General features: G+C 73.5%; 10 protein-coding genes. 2 read left to right on the forward strand and 8 right to left on the reverse strand.

Annotated elements, in window-relative coordinates:
* Positions 1-207 precede the first annotated feature (207 nt).
* The 8 genes from mutM to rsmD form a co-directional block, all read right to left on the reverse strand.
* Complete coding sequence (mutM, locus tag KBX37_RS22490) at positions 208-1,065, reverse strand: bifunctional DNA-formamidopyrimidine glycosylase/DNA-(apurinic or apyrimidinic site) lyase (RefSeq protein WP_210777896.1); 858 nt, start codon at positions 1,063-1,065, stop codon at positions 208-210.
* The gene (gene rnc / locus KBX37_RS22495) at positions 1,058-1,873 is read right to left on the reverse strand and encodes a ribonuclease III (protein WP_210777897.1); all 816 of its coding nucleotides are present in this window, start codon (positions 1,871-1,873) and stop codon (positions 1,058-1,060) included. The genes mutM and rnc overlap by 8 nt, the downstream gene beginning before the upstream one ends.
* A 52-nt stretch (positions 1,874-1,925) precedes the next feature.
* Positions 1,926-2,900: a phosphate acyltransferase PlsX gene (locus KBX37_RS22500; RefSeq protein WP_210777898.1), complete on the reverse strand. Its 975-nt coding sequence runs from the start codon at positions 2,898-2,900 to the stop codon at positions 1,926-1,928.
* A 116-nt stretch (positions 2,901-3,016) separates the two neighbouring features.
* On the reverse strand, positions 3,017-3,190 hold the full coding sequence (gene rpmF / locus KBX37_RS22505; protein WP_088646032.1) for a 50S ribosomal protein L32: 174 nt from the start codon (positions 3,188-3,190) through the stop codon (positions 3,017-3,019).
* 5 nt (positions 3,191-3,195) lie between these two features.
* Positions 3,196-3,759, reverse strand: a complete 564-nt coding sequence (locus KBX37_RS22510; RefSeq protein WP_210777899.1) for a DUF177 domain-containing protein — start codon at positions 3,757-3,759, stop codon at positions 3,196-3,198.
* 109 nt (positions 3,760-3,868) lie between these two features.
* On the reverse strand, positions 3,869-4,366 hold the full coding sequence (locus KBX37_RS22515; protein WP_154943401.1) for a hypothetical protein: 498 nt from the start codon (positions 4,364-4,366) through the stop codon (positions 3,869-3,871).
* A 172-nt stretch (positions 4,367-4,538) separates the two neighbouring features.
* On the reverse strand, positions 4,539-5,027 hold the full coding sequence (gene coaD / locus KBX37_RS22520; protein ID WP_210777900.1) for a pantetheine-phosphate adenylyltransferase: 489 nt from the start codon (positions 5,025-5,027) through the stop codon (positions 4,539-4,541).
* Positions 5,024-5,587 carry a 16S rRNA (guanine(966)-N(2))-methyltransferase RsmD gene (gene rsmD / locus KBX37_RS22525; protein WP_210777901.1) on the reverse strand — a complete coding sequence of 188 codons (564 nt, stop codon included), beginning with the start codon at positions 5,585-5,587 and terminating at the stop codon, positions 5,024-5,026. The genes coaD and rsmD overlap by 4 nt, the downstream gene beginning before the upstream one ends.
* Before the next feature lie 316 nt (positions 5,588-5,903).
* Here rsmD and KBX37_RS22530 point away from each other — a divergent pair, with 316 nt between their 5' ends.
* Both KBX37_RS22530 and KBX37_RS22535 read left to right on the forward strand, forming a co-directional pair.
* Positions 5,904-7,157, forward strand: coding sequence for a cell wall anchor protein (locus tag KBX37_RS22530; protein ID WP_210777902.1), 1,254 nt, complete (start codon positions 5,904-5,906; stop codon positions 7,155-7,157).
* A gap of 301 nt (positions 7,158-7,458) precedes the next feature.
* Positions 7,459-8,403, forward strand: a complete 945-nt coding sequence (locus KBX37_RS22535) for a cell wall anchor protein (RefSeq protein WP_210777903.1) — start codon at positions 7,459-7,461, stop codon at positions 8,401-8,403.
* The last annotated feature ends 436 nt before the right edge of the window (positions 8,404-8,839 follow it).

The following is an 8,839-nucleotide window of genomic DNA, read 5'->3' on the forward strand; positions in this document are numbered from 1 at the left end:
GGGCCCCCCTCCACGCGTCGGCCCGCTGCCGACCGTGTCGACGCTAGGGACAACGGCGGGCGCGGACATCGGGGATCGGCCCCGGCTCGCCCCGGACCCGGCGAAAGCCGGCCGTGCGGGTGATCGGAGCGGACGGCCGGGCAAACCGGGCGGATCTGCGGGACGCCCGGGGACGGCACACCGGCGCAACCCCGAGCCGGCTCGGGGTCACCCCTTCAGGGCGCCCCGGGGCCGCGGCTGACACCGCGGGCAGCTGAACGACGACCGGTTCATGAACGACTCGCGCCGGATCGGCGTACCGCACCGCCGGCAGGGCTCGCCCTCCCGGCCGTACGCGTTGAGCGACCGGTCGAAGTAGCCGCTCTCGCCGTTGACGTTGACGTAGAGCTCGTCGAAGCTGGTGCCGCCCTGCTTGATCGCCTCGCCGAGGACGTCGCGGACGTGGCCGAGCAGCCGGGTGGCCGCCGGGGCGGTCAGCGCGTCGGTCGGGCGGGCGCCGTGCAGCTTCGCCCGCCAGAGCGCCTCGTCGGCGTAGATGTTGCCCACCCCGGAGATCAGCGTCTGGTCCAGCAGCGCCCGCTTCACCTCAGTACGCCGTCGCCGCAGCGCCGCGACGAACCCGGCGTCGGAGAACTCCTCGTCCATCGGGTCCCGCGCGATGTGCGCGATCTCCGCGGGCAGCTCGGCGCCGCCCTCGCTGACCGAGAGGCCACCGAAGGTGCGCTGGTCGACGAAGCGCAGCTCCGGACCGTCGTCGGCGAACCGGAACCGGACCCGCAGGTGCAGCTCGTCGGCCGCCGCGATCGGCTGGAGCAGCAGTTGGCCGGACATCCCGAGGTGGCCGATCAGGGCGTCGCCGCTGTCCAGCGGGAGCCAGAGGTACTTGCCGCGCCGGCGCACGTCGGTGACCGTCCGACCGGCCAGCACGTCGGCGAAGTGGCCCGCGCCGGGGACGTGCCGCCGGACGGCGCGCGGGTGGCGTACCTCGACCGAGGTGATCCGGCGGCCGGTGACCCACTGGGCCAGGCCCTGCCGGACCGTCTCGACCTCGGGCAGCTCAGGCACGGCCCAGCCCCGCCTCGGCCGGGTCGGTGGCCGCCCCGGCCTCCGCCGCCGCCCGCTCGGCCTGCTCCTGCTCGGCCCGCTCGGCCTGCTCCTTCTCGGCCTGCTCGGTCAGCTCCCGCCAGGCCGCCTCGGCCGCCCGCTGCTCGGCCTCCTTCTTGCTGCGCCCCTCGGCCCCGCCGTAGCGGTTGCCGGCCACCACCACCCAGGCCGTGAAGGTCTTGAGGTGGTCCGGCCCGGTGCCCTCGATGCGGTACTCCGGGACGCCCAGCCCCAGCGCGGCGGTGAGCTCCTGGAGGCTGGTCTTCCAGTCCAGCGCGGCGCCCCGGCCGGCCGACTCCGCCATCAGCGGGTCGAAGAGCCGGTGGATGACGATCGCGGCGGTCTCCAGGCCGTACTGGAGGTAGATCGCGCCGAGCAGCGCCTCCAGGGTGTCGGCGAGGATGCTCGCCTTGTCCCGGCCGCCGGTGCTCTCCTCACCCTTGCCCAGCAGCAGGTACGCGCCGAGCCCGTCCGGCCCCAGGCCGCGCGCCACGTCGGCCAGCGCGCGCATGTTCACCACGCTGGCCCGCAGCTTGGCGAGCTGCCCCTCGGGCAGGTCCGGGTGGTTGCGGAAGAGCGCGGTGGTGATCACCACCCCGAGCACCGAGTCGCCGAGGAACTCCAGCCGCTCGTTGGTGGGCAGGCCACCGTTCTCGTACGCGTACGAGCGGTGGGTGAGCGCGCGCTCCAGCAGTTCGGGGTCGAGCGTCACACCGAACGCCGCCTCGAGGTGACCGACGGGAGCACGCCGCCGCTTGTCGTTCGTCATGTGCCTACCTCTTCGTTCGGGACTGCCGGGGGCGCGAACCCCGTTCTCGCGCTCACGGACGTACCTCGTCGATGCGGTCCACGGCCGGCGATCCGACGGCGGCGCCGTCGAGCAGCGCGCGGACCCGGTCGCTGGCGCCCCGCCGCCACAGGTGGGCGGCGAGGGCGATGCCGGACGCCACGTCCTCGGCCCCGGCGGCGCCGTGGCACACCACCACCGTCCCGGCCACCCCGAGCAGGGCCGCCGCGCGGGGGGCACCGCCGCCGGCGGGCGGGCCGCCGGCCATCGCGTACGCGCCCTCGATCGCCTTGAGCAGCACGTTACCGGTGAACCCGTCGGTGACCACCACGTCGGCGCGCGCGCCGAGCGCGACGTCGTACCCCTCGACCAGGCCGACGTAGCGCGCCCCGCAGGGCAGCGACGCGGCGGTGAGCAGGGCGTCGGCGGCCTTGCGGGGACGGTCGCCCTTGCCGGCCTCCGTGCCGACCGAGAGCAGGCCGACCCGGGGCCGGTCGACGGCGTGCGCGACCGCGGCGTAGGCGGCGCCGAGCACGGCGTGCCGGGCGAGGGTGAGCGGGCGGGGTTCCAGGGAGCCGCCGACGTCGAGCAGGACCACCGGGCCGGCGACGGCCGGCAGGGTGGCCACCAGGGCCGGCCGGCGGACGTCGGCCCAGCGGCCGAAGCCGAGCGCGGCGGCGGAGACGGTGGCGCCGGTCGAACCGGCGGAGACCAGCGCGTCGGCGGCGCCGTCGCGGATCGCGGCGACGGCCGCGCGGACGGTGCTGTCGGCGCGCGGTGCGTGGTGCGCCGGGCCGGCGGCGACCCACACCGGGCGGACCGTCGTCCGGGCGCGCTGCGCCGGGGTGAGGGCGTCGGTCACCGCGGCCGCGACCTCGGTCGGGCCGACGAGCAGCAGGTGCAGGTTCGGATCGGCGCGTACGGCTCGCAGAGCGCCGTCAACCACGACGGCGGGGGCATCGTCCCCGCCGAGGAGGTCAACGGCGATCCGCGCGGCGCCCGGCTCCATCGGAACGCCGGCCGGAGCAGGCCGGCCGGCGTCGGAAGGAGCCGGGGCACCGGGCGATCGCCAGGGTGCGCGCGCCACCCGACCCGTGGTCGGGGGCGTCACTCGGCGTCCAGGTCTCAGACCTCGAGGACCTGGCGGCCGTTGTACGTGCCGCAGACGGAGCACGCGGCGTGCGGCAGCTTGGGCGACTTGCACTGCGGGCAGGCCACGGTCGCGACCACGGCCGCCTTCCAGTTCGCCCGGCGGGACCGGGTGTTGCTGCGCGACATCTTGCGCTTCGGGACGGCCACGGTTCCTACTCCTCTGTACGGTTCAGTTGCGACAGGCCCGCCCAACGCGGGTCGATCTGCTGGTGGCTGTGGTCGACCGGCAGATCGTCCCAGTGCACCCCGCACTCGGGGCACAGTCCTGGGCAGTCCTCCCGGCAGAGCGGGTTGGTCGGCAGCGTCAGCACCACCGCGTCCCGCAGCGCCGGCTCCAGGTCGATCAGATCGCCCTGCATCCGGCCCACCTCGTCCTCGTCGGTCGTGTCGTCCGTGGTGCTGTTCTCGTACGCGTACAGCTCCTGGATGTTCACGACCACCGAGTCGTTGATCGCGCGCAGGCACCGGCCGCACTCGCCCCGGACGGGACCGCTGATGGTCCCGGAGACGAGCACGCCCTCGGACACCGACTCCAACCTCAGGTCGAGGTCGAGGTCCGCGCCCTCCGGCACGCCGATCAACTCCACGCCGAGGTCCGCCGGTGCCGAGGCGACCCGCTTGACCGTACGCAACGCACCAGGCCGACGCGGCAGGTCCCTCGTGTCGAGGACCAGCGGCGACCTGGGATTGAGTGTCGATGGCGAGTGTTTGGGCATAGTCAGACTCCGGCCGGTGAGAGGCCGACAAAAAAGGTTACCTGGGCGACCGCCCCAGCGTCGAACCGGGGGCGACCCCCGCCCCGAGTGTCGGCTGGTGAGGTGCCGCTCAGAAGGGTAGCGGGCGTTCGGCCTCGTCCCCACCGAAGGTGCCGATCTCGCGCAGCGCGTGCATCTTGTCCCGGCCGCGCTCGATCGAGGCCAGCGCGCGGGTCAGGAACTGCTCGAAGTTGGCCAGCGCCGTGTCGACGTAGTCGTCGACCTCGTCGCGCAGCCGCTGCGCCTCGGCCCGGGCCTCCGCGATGATCCGGGCGCCCTCGTGCTCCGCCGAGACGGTGATCTCGTTCACCGACACCAGGCGGGCGTGTTCCGCCTCACCCTCGCTGATGATCCGGTCGGCCTCCCGCTTGCCGGCCTCCATGATCTTGTCCCGCTCCTCCAGGAGTGCGGCGGCCCGGCGCAGGTCGGCGGGGAGTTCGGCACGCAGCTCGTCCAGGACCGCGATCATCTCGCCCCGGTCGACCATGCAGTTGTTCCGCGACATCGGGACGGAGCGGGCCTGCTCCACCATGGCGATCAGTTCGTCGATGCGATCGAGCGGGTCCACCGGTACCTCACTCCTGTCGTTCGTCGGCCGACCTACATGATGCGGGTTACGGCCGGGTTCCCGCTCCACACATGATGTCCTGCGCGGGCGAGCCCCGCCCGATCCACCCCGGCGCGGCGCGTCGCGACGAGCCGCCCGCCGGTTCCGGCGGGCGGCGGTGCGTGGCGAGGGGTCAGCCCCGGTGCTCCGGGCCGAGCCGGGCGACCAGCTCGTGGCGCACCACGTCCGGCACGTGCGCGGAGATGTCGCCACCCCACTTCGCCACGTCCTTGACCAGGCTGGAGGAGAGGAAGGAGTAGAGCGGGTTGGTCGGCATGAACAGCGTCTCGACCCCGGCGAGGCCGATGTTCATCTGCGCCATCTGCAACTCGTAGTCGAAGTCGCTGACCGCCCGCAGGCCCTTGATCAGCACGCTGGCCTCCTGCGCCCGACAGAAGTCGACCAGCAGGCCACGGAAGGACTCGACCCGGACGTTCTCGTACGAGGAGGTCACCTCGCGGAGCATGTCGATCCGCTCCTCGACGGTGAACAGGCCACTCTTCGCCTGGTTCACCAGCACGCCGACGATCACCTCGTCGAAGAGCCGGCTGGCCCGTCCGATGATGTCGAGGTGTCCGTTGGTGACCGGGTCGAACGAGCCGGGACACACCGCACGTCTCATGATCGGCGACCGTACCAAAGGCTGGTCTCGCCGTAACGGCGACTGCGCTCCGCGGTGACGCCCTCCACCCACTCGACGGGGCCGGTGCGGCTGGAGCGCTCCACCACCACCAGGGCTCCGGGGGCCAGCCAGTCGTGCTCCACCAGGGCGGCCAGCATGGCGGTGATGTCGGCGTCGGGCACCGCGTACGGCGGATCGGCGAAAACCACGTCGTACGGCTCGCCGCCCGGCCCGGCCGCGAGCACGCCGGCCACCTTGCCGGTGACCAGCCGGGCGGCCGGGGCGGCCCGGAGCGCGGCGACGTTCTCCCTGATCACGCGGGCGGCACGCGGGTCGGACTCGACCAGCAGCACGTGCTCGGCGCCCCGGGAGAGCGCCTCCAGTCCGACCGCGCCGGAGCCGGCGTACAGGTCGGCGAAGCGGGCGCCGACCAGGTCGATCTCGGTCTGCACCGCGCTGAACAACGCCTCGCGGACCCGGTCGGAGGTGGGTCGGGTGCCGGCGCCGGGCGGCGCGGCGAGCCGCCGGCCGCCGAGCGTGCCGGCGACGATCCGGGTCACGGTCTACCCCTGCTCATGCAGATGACGCTACGCGACGGCCGGGCCGGCCCGGCCGACACGGTGCGTCCCGGACCGGTGCCCTCATGATCACTGCTGGTATATCAATGATCTCAGATTCATAACATGATCCTTAGCCCCTCCTGAGCGCTGTAACGCCGACGGCGATCCGTTTAGGGTCGGCCGGGTGCCGGCGACGCTCCGCCGGCCGCGCGGCGCCGGGGAGCGCGCCGTCACGGGACGTGCCGCAATGCGACCGGGACCAGAGCCACCGCCACCCCACGCCGCACCCTGACGCATCTTCACCCCGGGAGTACGCGTGATCCGTCCCCAGCCGTCGCTCCGGCGACCGCTCGCCGTGGCCGCCGCCGCGCTGGCCGGCCTCGCCACGGCCTTCGCCTTCACGGCGCCGGCGAGCGCCACCAACACGTCGCCCTCGCCGTCGGCCTCGCCGACCGTGACCGCCTCGCCGAGCGCGCCGACGCAGCCGGCGCCGAACTGCGTCAAGGCCGTCGACGCGAAGTACACGCACACCTTCGACGGTCCGAAGGGCGAAGCCTCGATCACCCTCACCAACGGCCCGCTCTGCACGGGCGAGCAGCAGGAACTGGCCCTGGTGTCGTACGTGACGCCGTCGGCCACATTCGCCGTGCCGCAGTACGTGCTCGACAAGTCGATCAAGAAGTTCGTCGGCGTGGCCGACGGCGAGCTGGGTGTGGCCACCCTGGACTTCCGGGTCGAGGTGCCGAACTGCCACACCCAGGTCGACTTCCTCTTCGGCAGCACGATCATCGACCCGCTCACCGACACCAGCGACCGGTACGGCGACCGCAAGGTCGGCAGCTCCGCCGGCATCGGCGCCCGGTCCACCGGCCCGAAGGGCTGGTACAACGGCGGCTCGGGCAGCTGCTCGGCGGCGCCCGAGGTGATTGCCGAGTCCGACTGCGCGGGTAGCGCCGAGCTGACCCTGGTCAACCGGACCGGCAACGCCGCGGCGACCTTCACCATCACCGGCAGCGGCGGCTTCACCGAGACCGTCAGCGTGCCCATGCGCAAGATCGAGACCCGGAAGCTCAACCCCGGGCAGGCGCAGGACATCACCGTGACCGCCGCGGGCATGAAGGACTTCACCGGCGGCTGGCAGAAGCCCGAGGACTGCCAGCAGCCCGAGGTTGGCGCGCCGGACGCCGACTACGAGTCGACCTGCGACGCGATGACCTTCCGGATCAGCAACCCGGAGGACGGCGCGACCGTCACCTCGACCTTCACCCCGAGCAAGGGCGAGGCCAGGACGCTGACCGTCGAGCCGGGCCGTACCGGCTCGGTCAGCTTCAAGGCCAGCAAGGGCCTGACCGTGACGGTGACCGGTGACCTGGACTCCGGCGGGCCGCTGGCCTGGGAGCAGCCGAAGGACTGCGCCGAGGGCGGCGCCGGCGGCGGTACGCCCGGCGAGGGCCTGCCGGTGACCGGCGCGGCGGCCGGCGGCATCGCCGCGGGCGCGCTCGCCCTGCTGGCGGCCGGCGCGGTGCTCTTCGTCATGGCCCGACGTCGACGGATCCGCTTCACCGCCTGATCCACTGTGGTCGCCCGAGGGCGCGCCGACGACCGGCCGGCGCGCCCTTCGCGTATCGACCGTCCATCATGGGGAGCAATCGTCCGGTGACGCTCGGTCCATCGATGATCTCGAAACGGCAACAACCGCCTCCGCCGGCCGGAGCGCTCACTACCCGTCGGTACGGTCACCCGGCGCGCTCGCGCTCGCGCGGACGCGCCGCGACCCCGAGGAGGTCGCGCTGAGCCACGACCGCTCGGTCCCGCCGGCTCCCGCCTCCCCGGCCGCACACCCCGCGAATCTCCCCCCGCAAGGAGTACACGTGAACCGCCTGAAGTTCCGGCGCGTCGCGGCGATCGCCGCTGGCACGCTGATCGGCCTCGCCGGCGTCGCCACGGTCGCCGGCCCCGCGATTGCCCACCACCCCGAGCCCTCGGGCACCTACTGCGCCGCGCCGGACGGCAAGATCATCGTCAGCTGGACCGTCGGCAACAGCGAGACCGACCTCGAGGGCACCATCACCAAGCTCGACTCGACCGTGCCGGGCAGCTTCACCGGCGCGCTGGCACTGAACGCGGTGCTGCCCAAGAAGGGTGACGGCCCGCTGACCGGCACCCAGGCGCACACCTTCACCGGCGCGCTGCCGGAGCTCAAGCTGACCGTCGAGGCCCGGTGGGAGCGGGGCGACCGGATCATCACCGAGGAGCGCACCGTCTCCGCGCAGCCGGCCGGCGACTGCGCCGCAACCGAGTCGCCGTCGCCGAGCGCGCCGACCACGCCGGAGCCGACCAAGTCCCCGGAGCCGACCAAGTCCCCCGAGGTCACCCCGTCGCCGTCGAGCACCAGCCCGACCGCGACCCCGTCGAGCACGCCGAGCGAGCCGGAGGAGCCGGTGTTCCGGCTCGAGGAGACCTGCGACGAGATGACCTTCATCGTGGAGAACCCGGCGAAGGGCATCCCCTTCACCGCCACGTTCACCACCGAGAAGGGCGTCACCAAGAAGCTCGAGTCGACCCCAGGCAAGACCAGCTCGGTCACCTTCGACGCGTACCAGGGCCTGAAGGTCACCGTCTCCTACGACGTGGTCGAGGGCTCCGAGACCATCGAGTACACCCAGCCGAAGAAGTGCGACGAGGGTGAGGGTGGCGGCCTGCCGGTCACCGGCGCCGCCACCGGTGGCATCACCGCCGGCGCCGTCGTGCTGCTGGCCGCGGGCGCGATCCTGTTCGTGGTGGCCCGCCGCCGCCGGGTGCGCTTCACCGCCTGAGCACCACCTGCCTGAAGCCGAGGGCGCGTCGACCGACCGGTCGGCGCGCCCTCGCGCCGTTCCCGCCCGCTCGTTGGATCCGCGGCAGTGCCCGGCCGGGGCTCAGCTCGGCCGGTGCCCACGCCGGCCGGTGCGGACGTCGAGCAAGCGCGCACAGCGCGGACGTCGCGCACAGCGCGGACAGCGCGGACAGCGCGCACAGCGCGGGCGGCGCGCCAGCGCGGACAGCGCGGGCGGCGCGGAAGCGCAGGCGGCGCGCGGTCGGAGGGCCTGCCGCACCCGTGCGGGGCCACGTCACCCCTGCGCATCCTTTGGAGCTGATGACGTGAACGATTCAGCGCGGGCAAGTGCGGGGCGATGCCCGCGGCCCGGGGTGGGAACGGCACGGGGCGCGGCGCACCCCGCCGGTCCATCAGCACCCCCCGGTCGCGGCAGG

Source organism: Micromonospora sp. U56 (assembly GCF_018070095.1).
In the GTDB taxonomy this organism is placed as follows: Bacteria; Actinomycetota; Actinomycetes; order Mycobacteriales; family Micromonosporaceae; genus Micromonospora; species Micromonospora purpureochromogenes.